Source organism: Myxococcus sp. MxC21-1, from assembly GCF_032612255.1.
GTDB classification, from domain to species: Bacteria; Myxococcota; Myxococcia; order Myxococcales; family Myxococcaceae; genus Myxococcus; species Myxococcus virescens.
The window spans coordinates 6,974,531-6,997,692 of record NZ_CP123278.1 but is presented as its reverse complement, the minus strand read 5'-3'; the positions used below and the strand labels follow the sequence as shown (position 1 = coordinate 6,997,692).

20 protein-coding genes, 1 other RNA gene and 2 pseudogenes are annotated in these 23,162 nt (G+C 70.2%); 15 read left to right on the top strand and 8 right to left on the bottom strand.

Annotated elements, in window-relative coordinates:
- Positions 1-71 precede the first annotated feature (71 nt).
- Positions 72-886, top strand: a pseudogene (murI, locus tag QEG98_RS31125) (glutamate racemase).
- Between the two features lie 70 nt (positions 887-956).
- On the opposite strand, the gene carF reads toward murI, so the two are convergent.
- A complete protein-coding gene (gene carF, locus QEG98_RS31120) occupies positions 957-1,802 on the bottom strand; it encodes a plasmanylethanolamine desaturase (RefSeq protein ID WP_141593382.1) in 846 nt (281 codons plus the stop codon).
- Between the two features lie 226 nt (positions 1,803-2,028).
- Between carF and QEG98_RS31115 the strand changes: the two genes are divergently transcribed.
- The 10 genes and pseudogenes from QEG98_RS31115 (at position 2,029) to QEG98_RS31070 (ending at position 13,140) form a co-directional block, all read left to right on the top strand.
- Complete coding sequence (locus QEG98_RS31115; protein WP_090490308.1) at positions 2,029-2,595, top strand: hypothetical protein; 567 nt, start codon at positions 2,029-2,031, stop codon at positions 2,593-2,595.
- A gap of 161 nt (positions 2,596-2,756) precedes the next feature.
- Positions 2,757-3,449, top strand: a complete 693-nt coding sequence (gene ftsE / locus QEG98_RS31110; RefSeq protein ID WP_090490307.1) for a cell division ATP-binding protein FtsE — start codon at positions 2,757-2,759, stop codon at positions 3,447-3,449.
- A complete protein-coding gene (locus QEG98_RS31105; RefSeq protein ID WP_090490306.1) occupies positions 3,446-4,348 on the top strand; it encodes a cell division protein FtsX in 903 nt (300 codons plus the stop codon). The genes ftsE and QEG98_RS31105 overlap by 4 nt, the downstream gene beginning before the upstream one ends.
- Positions 4,345-5,478: a murein hydrolase activator EnvC family protein gene (locus QEG98_RS31100; protein WP_410477867.1), complete on the top strand. Its 1,134-nt coding sequence runs from the start codon at positions 4,345-4,347 to the stop codon at positions 5,476-5,478. Before QEG98_RS31105 ends, QEG98_RS31100 begins: the two co-directional genes overlap by 4 nt.
- 69 nt (positions 5,479-5,547) lie before the next feature.
- Complete coding sequence (locus tag QEG98_RS31095; RefSeq protein ID WP_316563875.1) at positions 5,548-6,408, top strand: alpha/beta fold hydrolase; 861 nt, start codon at positions 5,548-5,550, stop codon at positions 6,406-6,408.
- A gap of 57 nt (positions 6,409-6,465) precedes the next feature.
- Positions 6,466-7,842 carry a S41 family peptidase gene (locus tag QEG98_RS31090; RefSeq protein ID WP_316563874.1) on the top strand — a complete coding sequence of 459 codons (1,377 nt, stop codon included), beginning with the start codon at positions 6,466-6,468 and terminating at the stop codon, positions 7,840-7,842.
- A gap of 69 nt (positions 7,843-7,911) precedes the next feature.
- Complete coding sequence (locus tag QEG98_RS31085; protein ID WP_316563873.1) at positions 7,912-9,825, top strand: PEGA domain-containing protein; 1,914 nt, start codon at positions 7,912-7,914, stop codon at positions 9,823-9,825.
- Complete coding sequence (locus tag QEG98_RS31080; protein ID WP_316563872.1) at positions 9,752-10,072, top strand: hypothetical protein; 321 nt, start codon at positions 9,752-9,754, stop codon at positions 10,070-10,072. Before QEG98_RS31085 ends, QEG98_RS31080 begins: the two co-directional genes overlap by 74 nt.
- A gap of 239 nt (positions 10,073-10,311) precedes the next feature.
- Positions 10,312-11,291: pseudogene (locus QEG98_RS31075) on the top strand (D-alanine--D-alanine ligase).
- 325 nt (positions 11,292-11,616) lie between these two features.
- Positions 11,617-13,140 (top strand): cellulose synthase family protein, encoded by a 1,524-nt coding sequence (locus QEG98_RS31070; RefSeq protein ID WP_090490299.1) that lies wholly within the window; start codon positions 11,617-11,619, stop codon positions 13,138-13,140.
- 68 nt (positions 13,141-13,208) lie between these two features.
- Here the strand turns inward: QEG98_RS31070 and QEG98_RS31065 are convergent, their stop codons facing one another.
- Positions 13,209-13,751 (bottom strand): hypothetical protein, encoded by a 543-nt coding sequence (locus QEG98_RS31065; protein WP_316563871.1) that lies wholly within the window; start codon positions 13,749-13,751, stop codon positions 13,209-13,211.
- 83 nt (positions 13,752-13,834) lie between these two features.
- Between QEG98_RS31065 and QEG98_RS31060 the strand changes: the two genes are divergently transcribed.
- Positions 13,835-14,881, top strand: a complete 1,047-nt coding sequence (locus QEG98_RS31060; RefSeq protein ID WP_316563870.1) for a PEGA domain-containing protein — start codon at positions 13,835-13,837, stop codon at positions 14,879-14,881.
- 117 nt (positions 14,882-14,998) lie between these two features.
- Here QEG98_RS31060 and QEG98_RS31055 read toward each other — a convergent pair whose 3' ends face one another.
- The gene (locus QEG98_RS31055) at positions 14,999-15,529 is read right to left on the bottom strand and encodes a hypothetical protein (RefSeq protein WP_316563869.1); all 531 of its coding nucleotides are present in this window, start codon (positions 15,527-15,529) and stop codon (positions 14,999-15,001) included.
- Positions 15,530-15,582: 53 nt separating this feature from the next.
- Here QEG98_RS31055 and QEG98_RS31050 point away from each other — a divergent pair, with 53 nt between their 5' ends.
- Complete coding sequence (locus QEG98_RS31050) at positions 15,583-17,472, top strand: M1 family aminopeptidase (RefSeq protein WP_316563868.1); 1,890 nt, start codon at positions 15,583-15,585, stop codon at positions 17,470-17,472.
- Between the two features lie 9 nt (positions 17,473-17,481).
- Here QEG98_RS31050 and ftsY read toward each other — a convergent pair whose 3' ends face one another.
- On the bottom strand, positions 17,482-18,480 hold the full coding sequence (ftsY, locus tag QEG98_RS31045) for a signal recognition particle-docking protein FtsY (protein WP_316563867.1): 999 nt from the start codon (positions 18,478-18,480) through the stop codon (positions 17,482-17,484).
- A gap of 633 nt (positions 18,481-19,113) precedes the next feature.
- On the opposite strand from ftsY, the gene QEG98_RS31040 reads away from it, so the two are divergent.
- A complete protein-coding gene (locus tag QEG98_RS31040; protein WP_410478088.1) occupies positions 19,114-19,671 on the top strand; it encodes a hypothetical protein in 558 nt (185 codons plus the stop codon).
- A gap of 33 nt (positions 19,672-19,704) precedes the next feature.
- Here QEG98_RS31040 and QEG98_RS31035 read toward each other — a convergent pair whose 3' ends face one another.
- The 4 genes from QEG98_RS31035 to QEG98_RS31020 all read right to left on the bottom strand — a co-directional run bounded on the left by QEG98_RS31035 (position 19,705) and on the right by QEG98_RS31020 (position 22,341).
- On the bottom strand, positions 19,705-20,133 hold the full coding sequence (locus QEG98_RS31035; RefSeq protein WP_316563865.1) for a hypothetical protein: 429 nt from the start codon (positions 20,131-20,133) through the stop codon (positions 19,705-19,707).
- Between the two features lie 178 nt (positions 20,134-20,311).
- Positions 20,312-20,707: RNase P RNA component class A (gene rnpB / locus QEG98_RS31030), an RNA gene on the bottom strand.
- Between the two features lie 59 nt (positions 20,708-20,766).
- On the bottom strand, positions 20,767-22,047 hold the full coding sequence (locus tag QEG98_RS31025) for an RNA polymerase sigma factor (protein ID WP_316563864.1): 1,281 nt from the start codon (positions 22,045-22,047) through the stop codon (positions 20,767-20,769).
- 9 nt (positions 22,048-22,056) lie between these two features.
- Positions 22,057-22,341, bottom strand: a complete 285-nt coding sequence (locus QEG98_RS31020) for a hypothetical protein (protein ID WP_316563863.1) — start codon at positions 22,339-22,341, stop codon at positions 22,057-22,059.
- A gap of 415 nt (positions 22,342-22,756) precedes the next feature.
- Here QEG98_RS31020 and QEG98_RS31015 point away from each other — a divergent pair, with 415 nt between their 5' ends.
- The gene (locus tag QEG98_RS31015; protein ID WP_316567992.1) at positions 22,757-23,158 is read left to right on the top strand and encodes a hypothetical protein; all 402 of its coding nucleotides are present in this window, start codon (positions 22,757-22,759) and stop codon (positions 23,156-23,158) included.
- Positions 23,159-23,162: the final 4 nt, after the last annotated feature.

Below are 23,162 nucleotides of genomic sequence, written 5' to 3'. Positions count from 1 at the left end.
CATCCCGGCCCTTCGTGCGTTCAGCGGGGCCGACGCTGGCGCTGGCATCAAACGTGATAGGGACACGCTCCATGCGGCAAGGCAGCCACAGTCCCATTGGTGTCTTCGATTCAGGCGTCGGCGGGCTCACCGTCCTCAAGGCCCTCATGGCCCGGCTCCCCCACGAGAGCACGGTGTATCTGGGGGACACCGCGCGGGTGCCCTACGGCACCAAGTCCGGCGAGGTGGTGACGCGCTACTCGCTGAAGAACGCGGAGTTCCTCCTGGAGCGCGGCATCAAGCTGCTGGTGGTGGCGTGCAACACCGCTTCGGCCGTGGCGCTGCCCGCGCTGGAGGCGGCGCTGCCAGTGCCGGTGGTGGGCGTCATCCTCCCCGGCGCGCGGGCGGCGCTGGCGCGCACGCAGGGGGCGGGGTGGGTATCATCGGCACACCCGGCACCATCCGCTCGGGCGCCTATCAGCGTGCCCTCGAGTCCGCGGACCCACGGGTGCGGGCGAAGGCCCGCGCCTGTCCGCTCTTCGTGCCGCTGGCGGAAGAGGGGTGGACCACGGGCGACGTGCCCCTGCTGGTGGCGCGCGACTACCTGGCCGAGTTCACCCGAGACGGCGTGGACACCCTGGTGCTGGGCTGCACGCACTACCCGCTGCTCAAGGGCGTCATCGCGGAGGTGGTGGGGCCCCAGGTGGCGCTGGTGGACTCGGCGGAGGCCACCGCGGACGCCGTGGCCGCGCTGCTGTCGGAGCGGGACGGACTGGCGCCGGCGTCACGAGGCACGCCGGAGCACGCGTACTACGTCACCGACGTGCCGGAGCGCTTCATGGAGGTGGGGGCCCGTTTCCTGGGCCGGCCCATTACCGCGGCGGAGCAGGTGGACCTGACCTTCTGACGGGGGCGTGCCGCGGACGCACGAACGCCCGCCGCGGCAGGCCGGGCGGGCGTTCTGGTACGGCGGAGGACTACGGCCGCGTGGAGGCGGGCTTCTCCTGCACGGTGGCCTGGGTGAGCAGCTCCTTGGCCGCTTGGACCACCGGGGCCTCGCTGCCACCCGCGGCGACCACCAGCGCGCGCGCCGCCTCCGCGCCGATGTCGTCCTGGCGCGGCAGCAGGCCCGTGGCCCAGGTGATGATCCGCTCGGCGGTGGGGAAGAAGTGGACCATCGTCAGCGGCTTGTTCATCCAGCCCACGGTGATGCAGTAGTACTTGTTGTACGGCTTGGTGTGGTGGATGCGGTGGTGGTCGGGGGGCAGGATGAGGTGCACGCGCTGGAGGAAGCCGACGAGCGCGGGCGGCGAGTCCATGTGCGACCACTTGTGGAACTGGTTGGTCGCCATCACCCAGAAAATCATCGCGCCGAGAAAGGACGCGCAGAACACCCAGCCCGGGCCGCTCATGGGCAGGCACAGGGCGATGATGGCCACCGGCAGGGAGATGAGGCAGTTGTTGCCGTTGGTCTCCACGAAGTCGTGGCGGGTGATGGCCTTCTCGTCCACGTGGTGCTCGCGGAAGGGGCGGATGAGCGCCTTGCCCAGCAGCGGCATCTCCGTGGAGCCCCACGTGTCGCCCATCCAGTGGACGAAGCCGGAGACGAAGTCCGCGGCGAGGTAGCCCAGCAGTACCGCGCTGAGCAGCAGCCACGTGCCCGCATAGGGGTTGCCCCACAGCCGGTACACCAGCGCCACCTCCAGTGAGACGAAGGAGACGATGGCGGCAATCTCCATCGCGCGGATGGCGGGCGAGTACCCCTGCGCCAGCACCTGGGCGTCTTGCTGGCGCACCTTCTTTTCAATCTCTTGGGTCTTCATCCGGGCGTCCTCGCCGTTGGTGGGGGTGTCGAGAACCCCGTCCGTCCGCCTGTACGTATCCCAGCCGCTTTCAGCTTTTCAACGGAACTGCCGGGCAATCGCCGTGGCCTGCACGGTTGGTGGGCCAGGGAGTCACTCGTGTGCGTGTGGCAGCACGAAGGATGCGAGCAGGTCACGCTTACCTTGTGTCGTGCGGATGCGGCTGCTACGGTCCGCGACCTCGGCGATGACGAAAACCTTCGAAAAAGCCGTCACCGGCTTCAATCACAACATCAAGCACAAGGGGAAGGTCTACCACGTCCAGACCGAGGACTCGGGCGTCAACAACCCCCACATCATCACCCACCTGTTCGTGGGCGGGAACATCCTCGCGTCGAAGAAGACGTCCTACGCGGACATCCTCAACGCGGAGAACCTCGCGGAGGTCGTGCGTGAGTTGATGGAGGAGCAGCACAAGGAGATGCTGCGCAACCTCATCAACGGGGTGTACGACAGCTACGAGTCCACCGCGCGCAGCTACCAGCCCGGTCAGCTCGCGGCGGACACGGACCCGGCGCAGGTGAAGCTGCAGCCCGGCCAGTCCATGGCGCAGCGGCCGCCGCCGCCTCCTCCTCCCGTGGCGGTCCCCGCGCCCGTGGTGGTTCCTCCGGAGGTCGCCGCGGCGCGCGCCCTCAAGGAGAAGCCGAAGATCAACGAGATTGGCGTGGAGACGCTCTTCGGCGAGGACCTCATCTCGGAGAAGAGCCTCGACGAGGTCATCCTCAGCTACCTGGCGGGCGAGGGCGAGCAGTAGCCGCCCACGCGGTCTTCCGGATGTGGGCGCCTGGCGGGCCCGTCCGGACATGTCTCCAAGGCTTCGTACGGCCTGGGCGAGCGGGCAGGAGTCCCTCTCGCGGGGCGTGCGTGGGGGATGCCGCCCGGGCGTGGTAGGTTGGCGGCCTTCCGCTCGCCGCCATGATTCAGTTCTTCCACGTATACAAGGCGTATCCCGGCGACCCACCGGTGTTGTCGGACATCAACCTCAACGTGGAGAAGGGCGAGTTCGTGTTCCTCACGGGCCCTTCGGGCGCGGGGAAGACGACGCTGCTGAAGCTCATCTTCTGCGCGGAGAAGGCCACCAAGGGGCAGATTCTCGTGGGCGGCCGCAACATCGCCCGCATCCGTGAGTCCGCGGTGCCGTACCTGCGGCGCAACATCGGGGTGGTGTTCCAGGACTTCAAGCTGCTGCCGCATCGGACGGTGGAGGACAACGTGTCCTTCACGCTGGACGTGCTGGGTGTGCCCCGCGCGGAGGCGCGCGAGAAGGTGCGGCGCATGCTCAAGCTGGTGGGGTTGGAGCACAAGGCGAGCTCGTTCCCGCTGCGCCTGTCGGGTGGAGAGCAGCAGCGCGTCGTCATCGCGCGGGCGCTCGTCAATGACCCCACCATCCTCCTGGCGGACGAGCCCACCGGCAACCTGGACCCGGCGCTCACCGTCGAAATCATGGACCTGCTCACGCAGGTCAACGTGCGCGGCACCACGGTGATGGTGGCCACGCACGACGCGACGCTGCTGTCGCGCTACCAGAAGCGCACCGTGCGCCTGGAGCGCGGGCAGATTGTGTCCGACGAGGACGGCGTCAAGGCGGCGCGCCGGATGGTGGTATGAGCGCGCTGTCGAAGGTGACGTACTTCTGCCGCTCGGCGGCGGTGGGGCTGAAGCATTCGCCCTTCGTGCACTTCATCGCGGTGACGACCATCGCCATCGCCTTGTTCTCCGCGGGCATGGCCCGGGGCGCGGCGCGGGTGCTGGACAACCTCCTGGCGTCGCTCGGCGGCGAGGTGGAGGTGACGGTGTACCTGTCGCCGGAACTGGACGCGGACGAGGTCCACGGGGTGCGTGCCCGCGTGCTGGCGCTCAGCGGGGGTGAGGTGACTCTGGTGTCGCCGGACGCCGCGCTCTCACGGCTGCGCACGGAGCTGGGCGACCTGGGCGAGGCGCTGGCGGAGCTGCCGGAGAACCCGCTGCCGGTGTCGCTGGAGCTGCGCGTGCCGCCGGAGCGGCGCAATCCGGACGCGCTCCTGGCGTTGGCGAAGGCGCTGCGAGCAACGCCCGGCGTGGCCGGCGTGGACTACGGCGAGGCGGCGGTGCAGCGGCTGTCCGCCATCGCCCGGGCGCTGCGCTTCGGCTCGCTGGTGGCCTTCGCGGTGGTGCTGGGCGCCACCGTGGTCATCGTGGCGGCGACGCTGCAGTTGGCCATCTATTCGCGGCGCGGCGAGATTGAAATCCAGAAGCTGGTGGGCGCCACGGACCGCTTCGTCAAGGCGCCCTTCCTGCTGGAGGGCCTGCTCCAGGGCGTGCTGGGCGCGGCGGTGGCGCTCTTCGGGCTCTGGGCCTTCGGCCGGGTGCTGGGGCCCACGTTGGGCACGCTCTTCGCCTTCCTGTTGGGGCCCGGCGTCGCGGCGCCGTGGGTGGAGCCCCGGCTGGCGCTGGAGTTGCTGTGCGCTGGCTGCGGCCTGGGACTGGGCGGCAGCTTCGTCGCCGTGGGGCGCTTCCTCCGCGTATGAGCTGGCGCCTCCTCCTCCTGACATTGGGGCTGTGGGCCTCGACGGCCGCGGCGGCGGCTCCGGCGACGGCGGCCGAGGAGGCCGAACAGGCCGCGGTGCGTGAGCGGTTGAGCGCGCAGCGCGCGACGCTGGCGCTGGTGGAGGCGAAGAAGCTCTCCGTGTTGGAAGGCGTGGAGCTGATGCAGGAGATGGCCGCCTTCTCCCGCCGGCGCGTGCGCTCGCTGGAAGGGGACCTGGCGGTGTTCCGCCGGCGCGTGCTGCTGGCGGAGCGCGAGCAGGCCGTGCTGGCCGAGGCGCTGCGGCTGCAACTGCGCCGGCTGTCTCCGCGCCTGCGCACGCTGTACCGCCTGATGCGCCGCCGCCCGCTGGAGGTGCTGCTGTCGGCCGAGGACTTCGCCGCGCTGGTGTGGCGTGCCCGGGCGCTGGAGGCCAGCATGTCCGGCGACCTGGAGCTGCTGCGCACCGTGCAGCGTGTGGCGCGGCTGCAGCGTCAGGCGACGCGCGAGCTGGAGCGGCTCCATGCGTCGCTCGCCGCGCGCATGGCCTTCCTCCAGGAGCAGGAGCGGCTGGCCCGCATGCAGCAGGAAGGGTTGGAGGAGGTGGTCGGCACGCTCGCGGGCGAGGCGGAGCTGGCCCGGCGCGCGGTGCGTGAGTTGGAGCAGGCCGACGCGGAGCTGACGCGCATGGTGCAGGACCTGAAGGAGCTGCCCGCGACGAGCGGCTTCGGTGCGCTGCGAGGCAGGCTCCCTCGGCCCGTGTCAGGCATCGTCGAGGTGGGCTTCGGCAAGGTCGTCAACCCGCGCTTCAACACCGTCACCGTCCAGAAGGGCCTGGACATCCGCGCCGCCGCGGGCACGCCGGTGCGGGCCGTGGCCGAGGGCACCGTCGCCTACGCCGGCGCCCTCCGCGGCTACGGCAACCTGCTCATCCTGGACCACGGCGACGGCTATCACACCCTCATGGCCCACCTGTCCTCCATCACCGCCGAGCTGGGCCACATGGTGCTCCCCGGAGACGTGGTGGGCGAAGTGGGAGACACCGGCTCTCTCAAGGGCGCCTACCTGTACTTCGAGGTGCGCAAGGGCGGGCAGGCAGTCGACCCCGCCCTGTGGCTGGCGCCCGGGCCCTGACGCATTGCGGCAAGTTCACGGACGCGTTGTTATTGTCGTGGGACCCTTCTGCGAGGAGCAGGCGAGCGCATGGACCTGATGGGCGGAATGCAAAAGGCGCTGCGGCACATGCTGGTGGCGCGAGGTGTCGAGTCCACGACGGTGCAGGTCGGTAGCCAGACGGTGCACCACTACGCATTGACGGGGCAGGGCAAGGGGCCGCCGGTGGTGCTGGTGCACGGGCTGGGCGGCTCGGCGAACGGCTTCGGACGCACGCTCTTCGGGATGGCGAAGCGCTTCTCGCGCGTGTACGCCCCGGACCTGCCGGGGCACGGCTTCTCCGTGGAGTACTGCGGCGGCGAGGTGTGCGTGCGCAACCAGTTCGACGTGCTGCGCGCCTACGTGGAAGAGGTGGTGAAGGCGCCGGCCTTCGTGGTGGGCAACTCGCTGGGGGGCGCCATGGCGGTGAACCTGGCGGCGGAGTACCCCGAATGGGTCCGCGCGCTGGCGCTGGTGGCTCCCGCGGGCGCGCAACTGCCGGAGGCGGAGAACACCGCGCTGCTCAACTCGTTCGTCGTGAAGTCCCCCGCGGAGGCGCGTGCCTTCACGCGGCGCTTGTTCCACCGTCCGCCCCTGCCCGCGCTGCTGTTCGCCTACGAGCTGCGGCACTTCTACGACACACCCACCGTGCGGGCGCTGACCGCGGAGGCGCTGGCCACGCGCGCCTGCCTGGAGCCAGAGCAGGTGCGCAACCTGGCCATGCCGCTGCTGTTCCTGTGGGGCGGCAGTGAGCGGCTGCTGCCGTCGGAGACGCTGAACTGGTACCGCGCCCACCTGCCTGCCCATGCGCAGGTGCGCGTGGTGGATGGCTTCGGGCACGTGCCGCAGCTGGAGCGCCCGGACGAGCTGGTGTCGCACCTGGTGCGTTTCGCCGACTCGGCGGAGTTGTGAGGGCCGGGTAGACTGGTACGAGCCTTCCGGGGGCGCCCCGGGAAAGGACGTACCGACGTGACGGGTTCCTCCCAGCCATGGCGCGCGGCGCTGACCGCCTTCTTCCTCCTGAGTGCTCCGTGGGCGCATGCCGCGGAGCCGCTCAGGAAGGACGCGGGGACGGCGGGCCGCGCGGAGCAGGCCGAGCGCGACGACGCCACGTACCGGCAGCTGGAGGTGTTCGCGCGAGTGCTCTCCTACGTGGAGAACAACTACGTGGAGTCGCCGGACCGCCAGCGGCTCATGTACGGCGCCATCCAGGGCATGTTGGAGACGTTGGATCCGCACACGGTGTTCCTCCCGCCCGACGTGTACCGGGAGATGAAAATCGACACCTCGGGCGAGTGGGGCGGCCTGGGCATCGAAATCGCGCGCAAGGGCGAGCGCATTGTCGTGGTGGCGCCCATCGACGATACGCCCGCGGCGCGCGCGGGCATCAAGGCCGGCGATGAGCTGGTCGGTATCGACGGTGAGCGGACCGAGGGCATGGACGTGGGGCGCGCGCTGCAGAAGATGCGCGGCCCGGCCGGCGGGCGCGTGCTGCTGACCATCATGCGCGCGGGCTTCAGCGCGCCGCGCGAGATCGCCATCATCCGGGACCACATCCGCATCGTGTCCGTGGAGGGCGCGCTGCATGGTGGCATCGGCCATGTGAAGGTGAAGAACTTCCAGGACCGCACCGACCTGTACCTCCGCAAGGAGCTGGACCGGCTGCGCGCGCTCAACGGCGGCAAGGAGCTGCGCGGGCTGGTGCTGGACCTGCGCAACAACCCGGGCGGGCTGCTGGACCAGGCGGTGGCGGTGAGCGACCGGTTCCTGCCGGGCAACCTGCCCATCGTCTCCACGCGGGGGCGGGATGGCCGAAACGCCACCGTGGAGCGCAGCAAGGACCGCGACACGGAGAAGGACTACCCCGTCGTGGTGCTGGTCAACGCGGGCAGCGCCTCCGCGTCCGAAATCGTGGCGGGCGCGCTCCAGGACCATGGCCGCGCGACCATCCTGGGCGCGCCCACCTTCGGCAAGGGCAGCGTCCAGACGGTCATCGAGCTGGAGGACGGCTCCGGGCTGAAGCTGACCATCGCGCGCTACTACACGCCCAAGGGCCGCAGCATCCAGGAGCGCGGCATCACCCCGGACTTCCTCGTCCCCGACGAGCCAGGAGGCAAGGTGCCGCGCGACGTGGTGCGGGAGAAGGACCTGCAGCGCCACTTCCGCGCCGAGCCGACGGCGGCGACCGAGCCCGCCGCGCCGGAGCCTCGAGGGCTGCCGGAGAATCTCAAGCCCTGGGACGTCACCGCGAAGCTGGAGGACTATCCCTTGAGGGTCGCCCTGGACTATCTCCACGGAATGGCCTCCGCTCCCGTGCGCACTCCATCCCGGGCAGCGGGTCGTTGAGGACTCCTTCTCACTTGCATTTCGCTGTGCAGTCCGTTTGATGCGCAACGGGCAAAAGGTGAACGAGAGATGCGACCTTCGAATGTGCGAGCGGTTCACGCCGCGTTGAGTGGATGGCTGGTGGGACTGCTGGCCGTGGGACCCGCGGCGGCGCAGACGCCGGTGTCCTCGCGGCTGGTACCCCGGGCCTTGAGCGCGGCGACGGCGGATGCGCCGGCCGATGCGGCATCGGTCACCGTGGTGGCTATTGCGTTGGACGCGGCGGCCCGTGGCGACGCGGCCCGGCTGGCGCGCGAGGCGGAGCTGGCGGTGACGCGCTCGGGGCGGCTGAAGCTGGTGCGCCTGTCGGACGCGTTGGACGCGGACGGGCAGCGCGAGCGTCAGGCCCGTGAGGACGAGGCCGCCGAGGCGATGAAGGCGGGCCAGCGCGCCTACGACGAGCTCGACACCGAGAAGGCGCTCGAGCACTTCGACAAGGCGGTGCGCGGCTACGAGGGCGCCGACCTCTCCCAGCGCTTCACCGAGCTGAGCCGCGCGCGGGTGATGAAGGCCGCGTCGCAGGTGGCCAACGGTGAGAACACCGCCGCGCAGCTGGAGATTCGCACCGCGCTGGCGCTGAACCCGGAGGCGCGCTTCTCGCCCAACTTCTTCCCGCCGGAGGAGATGACCTTCGTGGAGAAGGAGCGCAAGGCGGTGCTCACCGGCACCAAGGCCAGCTTGCGCGTGAGCACCGAGCCGGTACCGGCCCAGGTGTTCGTGGACGGCCAGTTCCGGGGCATCTCGCCGGTGGACGTCGCCGACCTCACGGCCGCGGACCACTACGTGACGGTGGTGGCGCCGGGCTACGCGCTGACGCAGCGCCGGGAGCGCGAGGGCGAGGTCAGCTTGTCGCTGGCCCCCGTGGCGGCGCAGAAGGGCCTGCAGACGTTCACCGAGCAGGCGGCGCGCAAGCCGGAGAGCCCGGAGCGCGACGCGGCCCTGCGTGAGTTGGGAACGCTCGCGGGCGTGGCCCAGGTGCTGGCGCTCCTGGTGCGCGGTGGCGCCGGGACCGCGCCGCTGGAGGTGACGGGCCTGCGCCTGGACGTGTCGGATGGCCACAACCAGGCCTACGCGCTGGGGACGGTGCCGCGCGGGGATGGGTTGGTGGATGGTTCGCAGGCGCTGCTGGCGCAGCTGGTGTCGGCGGATGCGCCGCGCCAGGACGGAAAGCCGGTGACGCACTTCGCGGGTGGCGTCAGCAACACGCGCCGCACCGTGGGCTACGTGCTGATGGCCACCGGCGTGGCGCTGCTGGCCGGCGGCGTCTACTTCGGCATGGAGGCCTCCGCGAAGTCGGATGACTTCAAGCGCGCGGCGCAGAACAGCAGCCGCGCCCAGGATCTCAAGAGCACGGGCAAGACGTACGCGCTGGTGGCCGACGTCGGCATCCTCCTGGGCCTCGCGTCGGCGGGCGCGGGCGGCTACCGGCCTTCGCCAACGGCGGCGGCGGTGGTTCGAAGTCGACCTCCCGCGCGAGCCGCCCCGCGCCGTCTCCCGTCCCCGCGGCCGCGCCGAAGGAGGCCCCCTCCGCGGAGAAGGAGCCGTTGCCCATGCCTCCGCCTCCCGCGCAGACGGCGCCTGCCTCGAAGCAGAAGGAGCCCAGCACGTCCAACAAGCGCGCGCAGGAGGACGAGGCGCGCCAGCGCGAGGAAGAGCTCCGCAAGCGCCGTGAAGAGGTGGAGCGCCAGCGCAAGGAACTGGAGGAGCGGCGCAAGCAGGAGGAGGCCGCGGCGCAGCGCGAGGAGGAAGAGCGGCGTCGGCAGGAGGAGCGGCGGCGAGAGGAAGAGAAGAAGAAGCGGCCCGCACTCGACGATGACGATCTCCGGAACTACTAGCCATGCGCCGTCCCTTGCGAAACCTCGTTGCTTTCATGGCCCTGAGCACCGGGCTGTCCGCGTGCAGCCTCCTCGTCGACTTCGACGAGGAAGGGCAGCCCTGCGATGAGCTCAACCAGTGCCTGGAGGGCTACACCTGCGTCGACAACGCGTGTGTCCCCGAAGACGGCGCGCCGTCCGATGGCGGCTCCGATGCGGGCACCGACGGTGGTCTGAACACCGACGGTGGCCTGAACACGGATTCGGGAACCCCTGACCTGGACGCGGGCTCGGAAGAGCTGGACGCCGGGCTTCAGGAGGACGCGGGCACCACCGGACCGGGCCCCGTCCTGGAGCCGGAGTTCCCGGCCAGCTGACCTGCCTCACCCGAGGTCCGCGGCTCGCGGCGTGGAGACGGAGCGGCGCCTGACGCGGGCCGCCCGCTCCGTGGCGCCCCGGCCACGCCGCGGCCCGGAGGACACGCCTGCTCTTCGCGCACGGCGTGGTTGAAGCCCCTCACCCGAGGCGGTCTCCGAGGGAGACCGTCTCGCTCCGCCCACCACCGCGCGGCTGGCATCATCCATGCTCTGTGCTCCGCCCAGGAGGTAACATCGACATGGGCAAGCGCGTGGGAGTGCTGATGGGCGGGTGGGGCGAGGAGCGGGAGATTTCGCTCAAGACGGGAGAGGCCGTGGTGGCGGCGCTCGAGTCCCGGGGCCATCAGGTGACCCGCATCTTCGCGGGGCCGGGCCTGGACCGCGCACTGCGCGCGGCCGAACTGGACGTGGCCTTCGTCGCGCTCCACGGGCGCATGGGCGAGGACGGCCGGGTGCAGGGCCTGCTGGAGTTGCTGGAGCTGCCGTACACGGGCTCGGGCGTGCTGGCGTCGGCGCTGGCCATGAACAAGCCCTTCGCGAAGCGGCTCTTCCGCCTGCACAACCTGGCCACGCCCCACGGCTACACGGTGGCGCGCGAGGACGCGTGGCGCGCCCTGGCCCTGCACGGCGACCTGGGCTTCCCGTGCGTGGTGAAGCCCGCGTGCGGCGGCTCGTCGGTGGGGCTGGCCGTGGTGCGTGAGCCGGAGGCGCTGGCGTTCGCGGTGGCGCAGGCCAGCCGGTTCGGCGGCGAGGCCCTGGTGGAGCGCTACGTGGCGGGCCGGGAAGTCACGGTGGGCATCGTCGGAGGCCGGTGCTGGGCAGCTGCGAGGTGGCCACGCCGCGCGAGGGCTTTGACTTCGACGCCAAGTACAAGGGCGGGGCCGCGTACTTCTGCCCGCCCCGGCTGTCTCCGACGCGCGTGGCCAACGTGGAGGCCCTGGCGCTGGCGGCCTACCGCGCGCTGGGCTGCCGCGGGCAGGCGCGGGTGGACCTGATGTGCTCGGACACGGAGAACGACGTGGTGCTGGAGGTGAACACGCTGCCGGGCTTCACCCCCACCAGCCTGCTGCCGAAAATCGCCGCCAGGGCCGGGCTGGACTTCGCCGCGCTGACGGAGCGCATCCTGGCGCTGGCCACCCGTGACGAAGCCGGTGTCCTGGAGGCCCCCGCCGTAGAGACTCCGCCGGGCCTGGGCGCACCTCGCCGCGCGGTGAGCTGACCCCGCAGGTCGGTCAACCCCTGGCGTTGTTTCAACCCCGGCGCCAGGGACACAAGCTGGGTGTCATCGGAGTGACGCAGGGTGTCAGTGCCCCGTGAACGGAACGTTCAAATCCGGGGAATAGTTTGACACGGCCTTGAACGCATTCCTATTGTCCGGCGCCGATCACTCCCCGAAGGTCAAAACCTTGTCTTTTCGGGTACATACGATGTGGGGGCTTGGACGACCCATCTCGCGCCGGTCCGCGCGAGACGGAATCAGCCGGGCCGCCCCGCACGGAAGGACCGCAGGCCCTCTGGGCTGTGGCAGGGGTTGAGCGTCACCGATGACCACCGTCGAGATCATCTTCCTGGGCGTCTATTTCAGTCTCTTGTGCGTGCTGGGAGTCTACGGCTCGCACAGGTACCGGATGGCGTTCCTGTACTACCGGCACAAGTTCAAGCTGCCGACGCCAAAGGGCAAGCTGGAGTCGCTGCCCAAGGTCACCATCCAGCTCCCCATCTTCAATGAGATGTACGTGGTGGAGCGCCTGGTGGAGTCGGTGTGCCGCATCGACTATCCGCGCGACCTGCTCGAAATCCAGGTCCTCGACGACTCGACGGATGAGACGTGTGGCATCGCCCGGGCGTGTGTGGAGCGTCAGCGCCAGAAGGGGCATGACATCGTCTACATCCACCGCGTCAACCGCCAGGGCTTCAAGGCGGGGGCGCTGGAGAACGGCCTGAAGCTGGCGAAGGGCCAGTTCGTGGCCGTGTTCGACGCGGACTTCGTGCCCAGCCCCGACTTCCTGATGCGCACCGTGCCGTTCTTCTCGGACGACAAGGTGGGCATGGTGCAGGTGCGCTGGGGCCACCTGAACCGTGAGTTCTCGCTGCTGACGCAGGCCCAGAGCATCTTCCTGGACGGGCACTTCATCATCGAGCACACCGCGCGCAACCGCGCGGGCTGCTTCTTCAACTTCAACGGCACCGCCGGCATCTGGCGCCGTGACACGATTTCCGACGCGGGCGGCTGGCAGCACGACACGCTCACCGAGGACCTGGACCTGAGCTACCGCGCCCAGCTGAAGGGCTGGCAGTTCGTGTTCCTGCCAGAGGTCATCTCCCCGGCCGAGGTGCCGGTGGACATGAACGCCTTCAAGAGCCAGCAGCACCGCTGGGCCAAGGGCTCCATCCAGACGGCGAAGAAGCTGCTGCCCACCATTCTCAAGAGCGACCTGCCGCTGGTGGTGAAGCGCGAGGCGTTCTTCCACCTCACCAACAACATGGCGTACCTGTTGATGGTGCTGCTGTCGGTGCTGATGCCCATCAGCATGGTGGTGCGCTTCCAGCACGGCCTCTACGGCACGCTGTTCCTGGACCTGCCCTTCTTCCTCACGGCCACCGCCAGCGTCTGCTTCTTCTACGTGGCGGCGCAGCGTGAGCGCGGCGCGAAGGGGTGGGAGCGGGTGAAGTACCTGCCCTTCCTCATGAGCCTGGGCATCGGTATGGCCATCAGCAACGCCAAGGCGGTGGCCGAGGCGCTGCTCAACCAGCAGTCGGGCTTCGCGCGCACGCCGAAGACGGGCGCCGAGGGCAAGAAGGCCGTCACCGTCAAGAAGGCGTACCGGGGCAGCAAGTCGCTGCTGCCGCTGGTGGAGCTGCTGTTCGCCGCGTACTTCACCGGCGCGCTGTGGTTCGCCATCGACGCGCGCATCTACACGTCGGTGCCCTTCATCGTCCTGTTCCTGGCGGGCTTCCTGTACGTGGGCAGCTCCAGCCTCCTGCAGGGACTGTCCGGCCGGATGAAGCTGGTGGAGTCCACTCCCGCGGTGGACGCCGCCGACGAGCAGCCCCGCCGCGCGGCCTGAGCGGCATCCTTCCTGCGGGAAGGCTGGGGGTGAGGTTGGCACCGCGCCGCCTCACCCCTTTCGCGTTTCTAGGTGCCGGCGTCCGGCGAGGTGCCCGCGTCCGGCGGGCCCCGCAGCAGCACCTGCTCCAGCCGCACGCTGGGGGCGCCCGACGGCGCCGTGCGGCAGTCCTCGTCGATGGAGGTGCTGGTCGCCGAGCGCAGCGTCAGGCTCGCGTCCGTGCACCGCACCACCTCTGTCGGAAAGGTGACGGGGCAGGGCGTCCCCGCGCCGGAGAAGCCGGTGGCACGCGTTTCGCCCACGAAGCCCGCGGGGGTGCGCCGCAGGACGATGGACGGCGAGCCCGCGTCCGGGGCGTCCACCGCTGCCGAGTCATGTGCGCGAACGACGGCGAGTGAGAGTGTGCTGCCATCATCGTCGCCGTAGTACCGGAAGGCCGGGTTCCCCGCGTGGTGGTACTCGCCTCCCTGGTTCTGCTCGCAGCCGGCGGGAATCTTCACCGCGGGTGGAGGCGGCGGCACGGGCTCCGTCCGGGGCGGCGCCTTCGCGGCGCACGCGGTGAGGGAGAGGACGCTGAGGTGGAGGGCCAGTGTGGGCAGGACGCGGTGCATGGGGCGCGGATATTCTCCCAATCCGCAATGCCCTGGGACTCTGTTTGATTCCCTTCGGATGACTCTCTAACCTTCGGTTCGTCATGAGCCTCCACCGCATCGTCGTCTTCGCCCTGGTGACTGTCCTGGCCGCCCCTTCGGCCGCGCTCGCGCAGGATGACTTCCTGGCGCCGCTCACCTCGCCGTCGAAGCCCAAGACGGGCAAGCCCAAGGTGGTGAAGAAGAAGCCCGCGAAGGCGCCCGCCAAGAAGCCCGCGCGCGCGAAGGCGCCCGCGAAGGGAAGCAAGAAGCCCGCGGCCGAGGATGACCTGCTGCTGGCGCCGCTGACGCCCGTGAAGACGGAGGTGCTCGTCCGGATGACGGGCAACGTGCGCGGCGCGAAGCTGTTCGTGGATGGGAAGGAGTTCGGCGTCCTCTCCTCGGCCGCCGTGCCGGTGGAGGTCCGCCCGGGCGAGCACCACCTGGTGGTGCGCCGGCAGGGTTATGCCGACTTCACGCGGCGCATCGACGTGAAGTCGGGCACGCAGGCGGAGGTGCTGGTGTCCATGGACGCCACCATGGGCTTCGCCACGCTGACGGCGGACGTGGCGGACGCGGTGGTGATGGTGGACGGGCAGCAGGTGGGCGCCGTGCCGCAGGCCAACGTGTTGCTGCGCCCGGGCTCGCGTGAGATTGAGTTCCGGGCCCCGGGCTTCAAGCCGGACGTGCACAACATCACCGTCTTCGCGGGCCGGACGTACGAGGTGACGGGCAACCTGCGGCCCCTGCTGGACACGTCCGTGGCCACCGCCGACGTGCCGAAGAGCCCGGTGTTGGAGCCGTCCTCGAAGCTGGACCCCGACGACGACACGGCCCCGGGCCTGTCGTTCGCTGGGGACCCGGAGACGCCCGAGGTGGAGGGCTCCAAGCCGTGGTACGGCCGCTGGTACGTGTGGGCCGGCATTGGCGCGGTGGTCGCCGCCGGCACGGTGGGCGCGGTGATGGCGACGCAGGGTGGCGCCAGCCCGCTGAGCTCCGATGCGGTGTGCCATCCCGCCAAATGTGACGCCGTGCTGGGTGGCATCCGCTCGGTGCGCGGTGGCGGTGCGCGGCTTCAGGCTCCTCCTCCCGCCGGCGCGATCCGCTTCTGATGCGGTCGCGAATCGTCCCGCCCTCGACGTGGGCGGGACGGCGCCACGGGGGCTACTGGTCGCGCAGGTCGTCGTTGTCGGCGCGGCTGCCCGGGGCGAGCAGCAGGTATACGTCGCTCACCCGTCCCACGCCCCAGGTGTCCAGCGCGGTCGCGCGGACCTGGAAGGGGCGGAGTCGGGCAGCAGGTGGGTGATGTCCACTTCGCCCGCCTCGAAGTTGAAGGCGCGGCGGCCCACGCTGTCCACCTGCTCCCGGCCCATGTGGACCGCCTCGGTGAAGCCCACGGTGGCGCGCCGAGTCACCTGTCCACTGGCGTCCAGCACCTCCAGCAGCAGGAAGTTGTCCACGGCGATGCCGAGCGTGCCCTTCGCGTCGCCGTAGAGGCGCGCCCGGTGTCCGTCGAGGCTCAGCGTGGGCGTCTGGCCAGTGGCGACGACGCGCGGCGTGCGCTCGCCTTCGGTGGCGTCCACCTCGATGTCTTCGCGCAGCTTGGTCAGCGTGTGGGTCTCTCGGGCGGGCGTGTCCAGCAGGAGCCGAACGGCGCGGGGCTCGGTCGAGGTGGAGGTGGGCGTGGCCGAGGCGGGCACCTGCCGCGCACAGGCCATCAGCCCCAGGGTGGCGGCCATGACGAGCGTTCGAGAATGCATGGGAGGTCCAGGGTAGATGAGCAGGGGTGCCCCGGGTCAATTAGCATGGCCGGATGCGGACCTTCCTCCATGGGTGCCTGCTGTGGTGTGCGCTCTCCGGGACGCCGGCGTGGGGCAGTGCGCCCGCGGAACCCCTGGTTTCTCCCGAGGTGCAGCTGTGCCTCCAGCACCTGAAGCCCGCCGAGCGTGAGCGGGCCGCGAAGGCGCTGGGGCCCCTGGAGGAACTGCCGCTCTACCGGGTGCAGTTGGAGGTGGACCCGGAGACCCGTGGGGTGAAGGGCCGGGTGCAGGTGGAGGTGCTGGCCCGGAAGCATCCGCTCACAGAGCTGTACCTGCGGCTGACGCCCAACGCGCAGGGCCGCCGGGTGACGCTGTCGGACGCGAAGCTGGGAGGCCGACCCGTCAAGCTGGAGCGGCCGGAGCCCACGCTGTACCGCCTGTCCCTGGAGTCCGAGCCCGTGCCGCCGGGCGCCGCCGCGGTCCTGGACGTCGCCGTGGAGGGCCTGGTGCCGCGCGCCGCCGCGCCCTCGGGCGGCGGTGCGGGAGGACTCCTTGGCGGTTTGATGGGCGGTGGTGGCGGGCGTCCTTCGGGCGGCGACCACGGGGCCTTCTCCGCCACGGCGGATTTCATCAGTCTGGTGGGCGTGGTGCCCCAGGTTCCGCCGGTGGGCGAGAACGGCCAGCCCTGGGATGGGCCGCAGGGGATTGGCGACCTGGGGCTCTACGAGCCGGCGCACGTGCTGGCCACCGTCACCGTGCCCACGGGCTGGGCGGTGCACGCCACCGGCGTGCCCATGGGCGAGGTCCCGGAGCGGGATGGGCGGGTGCGCTACGCCTTCGCCGCCGCGGCGGTGCGCGACTTTCCCCTCTTCGTGTCGCGAGGCTACGCCAGCACTACCGCCACGGTGAATGGCGTCACGGTGGAGAGCCACTACGCCGCGGCGGACCAGGCCGCGGGCGAGCGCGTGTTGAAGTACGCCACGTCGATGCTGGCGGAGTTCGAGCGCCGTCTGGGGCCGCTGCCGTACACGCACTTCCGCGTGGTGCAGGCGCCGCTGTCGGGAGGCGCGGGCGGCATGGAGTTCCCGGGGCTGATCACCATCGCGACGCAGCTGTACCGCGGCGCGGCGGGGGCCTCCGAGATGCTGGGCGGCGGCATGCCGGGCATGGAGGACCTGGAGGCGATGCTGGGCATGCTGGGGCAGAGCGGGGGCGGGGGCGGGGTGCTGGGGCAGCTCAACGGCGCCATGGAGCGCACGCTGGAGTTCACCGTGGCGCACGAGGTGGCGCACCAGTACTTCGCGGGGCTCGTGGGCTCGGACCCCATCCTGGAGCCGGTGGTGGACGAGTCGCTGGCCCAGTACGCCGCGCTCCTCTACCTCGAATGGAAGCACGGCAAGAAGGTGGCGGAGTCGGTGCGCCAGGAGACGCTGGTGGGGCAGTACCACCTGTACCGGATGACGGGTGGGAAGGACGGCCGCGCGGACCGGCCCACGGGCCACTTCGCGGATGAGATGGAGTACGGCGCGCTCGTCTACGGCAAGGCGCCCCTGCTGCACCACGCCTCGCGGAAGCTGGTGGGAGACGCCGCCTTCCTCAAGGCCCTGCGCGCCTACGTGGACACGTACCGCTTCAAGTGGACGTGCAAGGACTGCTTCACGAAGGAGCTGGCGAAGGCGAGCCCCGCCAACGCGAGCGCGCTGGAGCGGCTGCGCACGCGCTGGTGGCGGGAGGCGAAGGGCGACGAGGATTTGGGCAAGCCCCGTCTGGAGTCGCTGCTGGGGGGCTTCGAGGGACTGGAAGGGCTGGAGGCCCTGCAGTCGCTGCCCGGCATGGACCTGGAGGCGCTCCAGGGCATGCAGGGCTTCGAGGCCTTCCAGGAGATAGACGCCCAGTCGAAGGAGCTGCTGGAGCAGCTCATCCCCGGGCTGATGGGGGAGTGACGCGGGCCCTCAGTCGAAGAGGGCGCGGACGAACTCGCGCGGTTCGAAGCGACGCAGGTCGGCCACTTTCTCGCCCACGCCCACCCAGACGACGGGGAGCTTCAGCTCGTCGCAGATGCCGATGACGACGCCGCCCTTCGCGGTGCCGTCCAGCTTCGTCAGGGCGATGGCGCTGACGCCCACGGCCTCGTGGAACTGCTTGGCCTGCTGAATCGCGTTCTGGCCGTTGGTGGAGTCCAGCACCAGCAGCACCTCGTGTGGCGCGCCGGGCAGGGCCTTGTCCATGACGCGCTTCACCTTCTTCAGCTCCTCCATCAGCGGAGCCTTGGTGTGGAGCCGGCCGGCGGTGTCCGCGATGAGGACGTCCGCGCCTTCCTCCTTCGCCTTCTTGACGGCCTCGAAGATGACGGCGCTGGGGTCTCCGCCCTCGGCGCCCTTCACCAACTGGGCCTGGGCGCGCTCGGCCCACACGTCGAGCTGCTCGGTGGCGGCGGCGCGGAAGGTGTCACCCGCGGCCAGCACGACCTTCTTGCCCTCGCTGGTGAGCTTCGCGGCCAGCTTGCCGATGGTCGTCGTCTTCCCGGCGCCGTTGACGCCCACCACCATGACGACGTGCGGCGGGCCGCCGCCTTCCAGGGAGCGTGGCACGGGCAAGTCGCAGATGCGGGCGACCTCGTCGCGGATGAGGCCCTTGATGCGCTCGGGGTCCTTCAGCTCGTTGCGCTTGAGCTTCTCGCGGGCCACCTCCACCAAGTGGTTGGCGGTGCGCACGCCGATGTCGGCGGTGAAGAGGATTTCCTCCAGCTCCGCCAGGACGGACTCGTCCACCTGGCGCTGCTGGCCGAACAGGCCGTTGAGCCGGGCCATGAAGCCCTGGTTCCGGGTCTTGTCCAGGCCCTGGGCCAGGGTGCGGCCGGCCTCGGCCTCCACCTTGGCGCGCGCGGCGGCTTCTTCGGCGCGGCGGGCTTCCTCGGCGGCGGCGGCCTCGCGGGCGCGCTCCTCCTCCATCAGGCGCTGGGCTTCAACCTGCTCGCGCTTGCGGCGCTCCCGGGCCTCGTCGTCCGCGGCTTTCTTGGCGCGGTATTCGGCGCGCTTCTCCTCCTCTTCGCGCTCCTTGAGGGTGCGGGCCTCCGCCTCCAGCCGGGCGCGCTCGGCGGCGTCCGTGGCGGTGCGGGCGGCCTGGGCGGCCTCGGTGCGCTGGCGGGCCAGGGCCTCGGCGCGGTCGTGGGCGGCCTCGGCCTCGCGGAGCCGGGCGGCCTCCGCTTCGGAGGGGGCAGCTCCACGCGCAGGCGAGGCTGCTCGGCGGGGAGGGCGGGCTTTTCGGCCGCAGGGGGGACGGTGGGGGCTTCTTCTCCTCGGGGCGCTTGCGGAAGAACAGCTTCCGGGCGGCCAGCACCATCAGCAGGACGAAGAGGGCGGCGGCGCCAATGCCCACGACGTCGCCCGCGGGGAAGCTGTCCGAGGGGGCGTGCCGGTGCCCGGCTGCGTGGAACCGCCGCCCGGGGTGGGGGCGGGAGAGGGGGCGGGCGGCACCTGCGCGGTCAGGGCGTCGAGGGCGTTGGGCGTCTTCATGTGCGCGGGTTCGCATACACCAACGCGCCGGTGGATGCAGCGCCCGTGGCCGGGTAGAACCCGGTCGTGATGCGTCTCAAGCCCTCTTGTGTCCTGCTCCCGTCGCTCCTGCTGCTCGGCAGCGCCTGCATCGTGGAGGCGCCCGGCGGCGCGAGCGCGCAGGAGCGGCGTGCGGCCACCGTCACCCAGGTGCCCCCCCTGTCCGTGAAGAGCGGCGCCAACCTGGGCGGCAAGGTTGAGCTGGTGGGGGCCACGGTGGAGCCCGGCCGGCTGACGCCCGGAGACCAGGCGAAGGTGGCGCTCTACTTCAAGGTGCTCCAGCCCATGGACGACGACTACCTCATCTTCGTCCACGTGGAGGACGCGGACGGCCGCGCCGAGCGCATCAACGTGGACCACAAGCCCGCGGGCGGCATGCTGCCCACGTCGCAGTGGAAGCCCGGTGAGACGGTGAAGGACGAGTTCCCCATCTACGTGCCGCCCGGCTCGACGGCCCGCGCGCTGAACATCTGGCTGGGGTTCTGGGAGCCGCGCACGGACTCCCGGCTGCGCATCCTCAACCCGAACGCCGTGCGCAACGACGGCAAGGACCGCATCCTGCTGGGCCAGGTGCCCGTGGTGCGTTGAGTCGCGCCTGCGCGGGCACCTGGGCGCTGCTGGCTACTGGCAGTTCGGGGGCCCCATGCAGGAGTAGGTTGCGGTGAACCCGGCCCTCATCGTGGTGGTGTTGACGCGGGTGCAGGTGCCCTGCGTCGTGACGACGTTGCAGAGCCCCCGTGGACACGCCTGTTCGGCGAGGACCAAGGCGTTTTCCTCCGCCAGGGACCATGCGGCCGGGCAGTTGAAGCCGGAGGCATAGCCCTGGGATGTGCGCTGCGTGCTCTCGCAGGTACACGGCGTCGTCGTCGGACAGTAGGTCCTGCTCCCGTTGCACTCCACCCAGCCGCCGTTGTCCGCGCCGGAGGCACAGATACCGCTCGCGGAGCCGCAGGTGATGGACGTGCCATCCGCACACTGCTGGCTCACCTGACAGGAGAGCTCCGCTTCGCTGCTGCCCAGTTCCAGGGACTCCTCGTGCGCGTCGCCCATGTTGCAGGCGGACAGGACCAGGGCTGTGACTGCCGCCAGGACGCTTCGTTGCCAGTGCCTACCGGTTTGCATTTGCATGCCGGAGACACTAGGTCCGTGAAGCAAAGCCCCTCCATCGTGGAGAACCGCAGTTCCCACGCCGAGGAGGGGGTTCCACGCGCTGACTTCAGGGGAAAAACGCCGGAGCGGCCGTGTAAGCCGAGTTCTGTTCCCACCCCTTTCGGGATGGGCGGTGAACATTCATCTAGGGCCCTGGTTGCCCAGGGGCCTCATCAGCGAGCAACCCGAACGCATGGGACGGGCCATCCCTGTCCTCCGTACGGCGAGGACGCGCTCCTATTGGCTCTTGCTCCAGGTGGGGTTTACCGAGCCGTCCGAGTCACCCCGGACGCGGTGCGCTCTTACCGCACCGTTTCACCCTTACCCGCCCCTTTCGGAACGGGCGGTCTGTTTTCTGTGGCACTTTCCTGCGAGTCGCCTCGACTGGCCGTTAGCCAGCACCCTGCCCTCTGGAGCTCGGACTTTCCTCCCGCCACCCATGACTGCGGTGACCGGCGTTCACCCGGGCCGCTCCGGCACCTTGCGCTTACAACAGCCGGGCAGGGGCGGTCCACTCCGGGGCGTCCACCGGGCTCAGGAACGTCCGCTTCCGCGCGCGCAGGCGGAGGCCCGTTCGAGGAGCAGCGCGCGTTCTCGCGCGTTCGCCGTGAGGGCGGCGGCCTGCTCGAACTCCGCGCGGGCCTCGTCGAGCCGGCCCAGCTTGCCGAGCAGGTCTCCGCGGACGCTGGGCAGCAGGTGATAGCCCTGGAGTGAGGGCTCCGAGGTCAACGCGTCCACGAGGGCCAGCCCTGCCTCCGGGCCGAAAGCCATGGAATGGGCGACCGCTCGATTGAGCTCCACGACAGGAGAGGGGACGACCTGGGCCAGGGTATCGTAGAGCGCTGCGATGCGTGCCCAGTCCGTGGCCTCGGCCGCGCGCGCGCGGGCGTGGCAGGCGGCGATGGCGGCCTGGAGCGCATAGGGGCCTTGAGCGCCTCCCAGCGCCTCGGCGCGTTCGAGCGCTGCGAGGCCCCGGCGAATGAGGAGCTGATCCCAGAGGGCCCGGTTCTGTTCCAACAGGAGGACGGGCTCGCCCTTCGGCCCGACGCGCGCTCGTGAGCGGGACGACTGAATCTCCATCAAGGCGACGAGGCCATGGACCTCCGGCTCCTTCGGCGCGAGCCCCGCCAGGATTCGGCCGAGGCGCAGGGCATCCTCGCAGAGCGCGGGGCGCATCCAGTCATCGCCGGCCGTCGCTGCGTAGCCTTCATTGAAGACGAGGTAGATGACCTCGAGAACGGTCGACAGGCGGGCGGCCAGCTCCTCGCTATCAGGGACTTCGAAGGGGACGCGCGCCTCCGCGAGCGTGCGCTTGGCCCGGACGATGCGCTGGGCCACGGTGGGGACGGGGACGAGGAAGGCGCGGGCAATCTCCTCGGTCGTCAGGCCTCCGAGCAGCCGGAGCGTGAGCGCCACCCGTGTCTCCTTGGAGAGCACCGGGTGGCAGGAGACGAACATCAATCGCAACAGGTCATCGCCCACGACGTCGTCGAGCGCGGCGTCCAGGTCCGGCACGGCGGTACCTTGTAGCGACTCCAGTTCGTGACCGAGTTCCTCGTGCTTGCGCTCGAGGAGCTTGCCCCTGCGCAGTTCGTCGATGGCGCGGCGCTTGGCGGCGGCCATGAGCCACGCGCCCGGGTTGTCCGGGACGCCTGTCTCCGGCCATTTTTCGAGCGCGGTGACGAGCGCGTCCTGTGCGAGTTCCTCCGCGCGGCCCACGTCGCGCACCATTCGCGCGAGGCCGGCGATGAGGCGGGCGGACTCGATTCTCCAGACTGCTTTGATGGCCCTTTGTGTCTCGGTGGAAGCTGTCACGGGCGCAACTCAATCACCGTTCGCTTGCGACACAAGCGGCCTGTGCGCCCGGCATTTTCTTTTGGGTTCACGACTCCCTTCAACTACGCGGTTTTGCTGCCCAAACGTGCCTGTCGTGGTGTTACCCGCTTCTGGCTTGGTAACGCCACGGGACAGCCGCTCCGCTGCCTCGCGCTCGCGCTCTTTCGCAAGCTCGCGGACCTTCGCCAGCGCCGCGCCCGGCATCACGCGGCCCCGAATGCTTCCCACGTTCAGCTCCGTGCTGCTCAGGTTCTTGTGCCGCATCAACACCATGACGTGGGGTGTAGATGCGGAACAGGTGCTTGCGGACCTGATTGGCAGTCGAGGGCATCACCTCACCGCGTGCCACGCGTCCAGACAGCCACTCCGCAATGTCACCCCCGACCGGGCGAGACGGCAGCGCATCCACCGCCAGGGCAAGGTGGCTTCTGACGGTCTTCTGCGTATCGGGCTTCATGTGCTGGAGGACCGTCGTGCCGTACCAGCTCAGACCGCCTCTACCACGTTCCGAGAGCAGTCAATACCGCCCTGGGGTGACGCATCGCGGGCAGCGTGCCAGACAGGCACTACGTAGAAAGCGTGGGGCTGGTCTTCCCCTGCCGACTACCCATCCGGGGTGATAGACGCATGAAGCGGAGCCATGATCAGGCCGCGCACCATGCGAAATCAGAACGCCGCACTTGGCCTGATGTGCCTCTTGGCCGCCATGTCGCTGGGCTGCTCCAGCAGCGCCACTGGCACCGTTGGTCGCCGCGACATGGGCCGTCGCGACGCCTACGCGCTGGCGTCCTGCACTGACACCGTCTCGTGCTGCATCCAGCGCAACCCGGGCGTGCCCGATGCGTGCGGCCTCACGGCAGCCGAGGCCGCCGCTTACGTGGGGACCATGGATGCCGCCATGAAGCGCGCGAACGAGAAAGAGGAAGAGGACGAGGACGCCGACGACGGATGGAAGGAGCACTGCATCAACACCTACGTCGCCTGCCGAGACGAGAAGAAGCCGCGTTGGCAGGGCGACTGCTACGCGTGTTTTCGACTGTGTGAAGGACAGAAGCAGTGGCCATTCCACGAATGCCGCAAGCGCAGATAGGGCC

Bases quoted from the DNA above. Each gene is read 5' to 3' on its own strand.
- QEG98_RS31100 (WP_410477867.1), top strand. From the start codon at position 4,345: ATGAGCTGGCGCCTCCTCCTCCTGACATTGGGGCTGTGGGCCTCGACG.
- QEG98_RS31070 (WP_090490299.1), top strand. From the start codon at position 11,617: ATGACCACCGTCGAGATCATCTTCCTGGGCGTCTATTTCAGTCTCTTG.
- QEG98_RS31055 (WP_316563869.1), bottom strand. From the start codon at position 15,529: ATGCATTCTCGAACGCTCGTCATGGCCGCCACCCTGGGGCTGATGGCC.
- carF (WP_141593382.1), bottom strand. From the start codon at position 1,802: ATGAAGACCCAAGAGATTGAAAAGAAGGTGCGCCAGCAAGACGCCCAG.
- QEG98_RS31065 (WP_316563871.1), bottom strand. From the start codon at position 13,751: ATGCACCGCGTCCTGCCCACACTGGCCCTCCACCTCAGCGTCCTCTCC.
- QEG98_RS31115 (WP_090490308.1), top strand. From the start codon at position 2,029: ATGACGAAAACCTTCGAAAAAGCCGTCACCGGCTTCAATCACAACATC.
- QEG98_RS31015 (WP_316567992.1), top strand. From the start codon at position 22,757: ATGTGCCTCTTGGCCGCCATGTCGCTGGGCTGCTCCAGCAGCGCCACT.
- QEG98_RS31050 (WP_316563868.1), top strand. From the start codon at position 15,583: ATGCGGACCTTCCTCCATGGGTGCCTGCTGTGGTGTGCGCTCTCCGGG.
- QEG98_RS31020 (WP_316563863.1), bottom strand. From the start codon at position 22,341: ATGGTGTTGATGCGGCACAAGAACCTGAGCAGCACGGAGCTGAACGTG.
- QEG98_RS31035 (WP_316563865.1), bottom strand. From the start codon at position 20,133: ATGGGCGACGCGCACGAGGAGTCCCTGGAACTGGGCAGCAGCGAAGCG.
- ftsE (WP_090490307.1), top strand. From the start codon at position 2,757: ATGATTCAGTTCTTCCACGTATACAAGGCGTATCCCGGCGACCCACCG.
- QEG98_RS31105 (WP_090490306.1), top strand. From the start codon at position 3,446: ATGAGCGCGCTGTCGAAGGTGACGTACTTCTGCCGCTCGGCGGCGGTG.
- ftsY (WP_316563867.1), bottom strand. From the start codon at position 18,480: ATGGAGGAGGAGCGCGCCCGCGAGGCCGCCGCCGCCGAGGAAGCCCGC.
- QEG98_RS31085 (WP_316563873.1), top strand. From the start codon at position 7,912: ATGCGACCTTCGAATGTGCGAGCGGTTCACGCCGCGTTGAGTGGATGG.
- QEG98_RS31080 (WP_316563872.1), top strand. From the start codon at position 9,752: ATGGCCCTGAGCACCGGGCTGTCCGCGTGCAGCCTCCTCGTCGACTTC.
- QEG98_RS31040 (WP_410478088.1), top strand. From the start codon at position 19,114: ATGCGTCTCAAGCCCTCTTGTGTCCTGCTCCCGTCGCTCCTGCTGCTC.
- QEG98_RS31060 (WP_316563870.1), top strand. From the start codon at position 13,835: ATGAGCCTCCACCGCATCGTCGTCTTCGCCCTGGTGACTGTCCTGGCC.
- QEG98_RS31095 (WP_316563875.1), top strand. From the start codon at position 5,548: ATGGACCTGATGGGCGGAATGCAAAAGGCGCTGCGGCACATGCTGGTG.